This is a genomic window from Parasulfitobacter algicola, from assembly GCF_013315265.1.
Taxonomy (GTDB): Bacteria; Pseudomonadota; Alphaproteobacteria; order Rhodobacterales; family Rhodobacteraceae; genus Parasulfitobacter; species Parasulfitobacter algicola.
Map to the genome: position 1 here is coordinate 1 of NZ_JABUFE010000043.1, position 1,561 is coordinate 1,561.

A 1,561-nucleotide genomic window follows, 5' to 3' on the forward strand; every position below is an offset into this window, starting at 1 on the left:
GATGAGAGACAATGATCCCGAAGAGCGGGAATAAAACGATGAAATGAACTTGACCTAAACGCCCGATTAGAGAAGTGGGCTTTCGCTGAGGCTGCGCCAAGGTCAGCTTTCGAGAAGCGGCGGTGCCAAAAACGGTCGTTACCGCCGGTGGCAGAAACGGTTGAGTTCTGGCACATCCTGCGTTGCGACGAAGTTCCGGAAACAGCTCGAATCGCCCCAGTTATCTGAAGCGCTTCGAGCCTCTGCCTGCGATCACGCCGCCGTCGCCGGAAGCATCTGCGCGGCGCCAATCTGTTGAAACAAGTCCAGCGTGTTCAGTTCGTCCCAGTGTTCGACGAACTTGCCGTTCTTGACGCGCCAAATGTCGATGGAGCGCATCGAGATGGCCGATCCCGTCGCAGCGTAGCCCATGAACGGGCCATCATGGGTGCCAGAATAAGTATATCGTCCGATCACTGTCTGGGTTTCCACATCGGCAATAACGCTTTGGGCAGTCACCGTCAGATCGGGCACCGCGGACATGAAGTGACCGAAGAAGCCGATGACGCCTTCGAGGCCCTGTTCGACGTAGGGATTGTGGTTGATGTAGCTCGGCGCGACCAGATCGGCGAAGCGGGTGGCGTCGCCAGAGCTCGCAATTACCGCGAACAAGTTTCCGAGGTCACAGAGATCTTTGTAAAAGTGCATGTCGTTTTCCTTTATACGATACTATTGCGTATCGCATCGTCCATACGATACGCTCCGGTATCGAGTCAATAAGAAAACGGACGGAGAAGCTCATGTCTCAAAAACCCCCCAAGCTCAGAGGCTTTTCTGATGGCGACCCACGTAACAAGCGGATTGACCAGAAAAGATCCGATATTCTCAAGGCAGCGCGCGAGCAGCTATCCGAATTTGGATATGAAGGCATGACGGTCGACGCGATCTCGGCCCGCTCAGGCATCTCGAAAATGACGATCTATCGGCATTTCGGATCGGGAGCAGCGCTCATGGAAGCTCTTATCCTGTCCCTTTTGGACGGCTTTGATTTTGCAAGGAGCGCCCGTCCGGACGGTGCCAATTTGGCTGAAAGCTTGGAACAGTTCGGAATGGGGTTCGGCGCTGCGCTCATGTCCCCGGCCAGCCTGCATCTCTATCAGGCTATTGTGCTTTCATCTGAACGGGCGCCAGCTCTGGCCAAGGCTTTTCAGGAGACGGGCCGATCAGCCGCGCAGGCTGTGGTGGCGAACATGCTGCGCAAGGGGCTGGCCCTTTCGGAACCCGAGGCCGCGCAACGCGCAAGGGAATTCGATGCCTTGGTCCTCGGTGATCTATTTCAAAAGTGCCTGTTGGGACTGTCCGGCTATGACGAAGATGCACATCGCAAACAAGTGAGACGAGCCGTTGATGTCGTGGCGGGAAAACATTAGGAGCCGCGAGGCGATAAACTGCTTAGTCAACTGCGGACATAAACCCCCTGCCACAACCTCCGCGCCAAAAACGGTCGATTTAGGTGAAAAACTCGACCTACTAGATGTTGTGTTTGGGCTGCCCAAGGCTTCTCAAGCCGCTGTGATTGCGG

At 55.5% G+C, this 1,561-nt stretch carries 2 protein-coding genes; one reads left to right on the top strand and one right to left on the bottom strand.

The genetic code is table 11. The annotated features are described in order from the left end of the window. Positions 1-252: 252 nt before the first annotated feature. On the bottom strand, positions 253-687 hold the full coding sequence (locus tag HRQ87_RS19935; protein ID WP_174140200.1) for an ester cyclase: 435 nt from the start codon (positions 685-687) through the stop codon (positions 253-255). Positions 688-779: 92 nt separating this feature from the next. On the opposite strand from HRQ87_RS19935, the gene HRQ87_RS19940 reads away from it, so the two are divergent. Beyond that, positions 780-1,409, top strand: coding sequence for a TetR/AcrR family transcriptional regulator (locus HRQ87_RS19940; RefSeq protein WP_174140201.1), 630 nt, complete (start codon positions 780-782; stop codon positions 1,407-1,409). Positions 1,410-1,561: the final 152 nt, after the last annotated feature.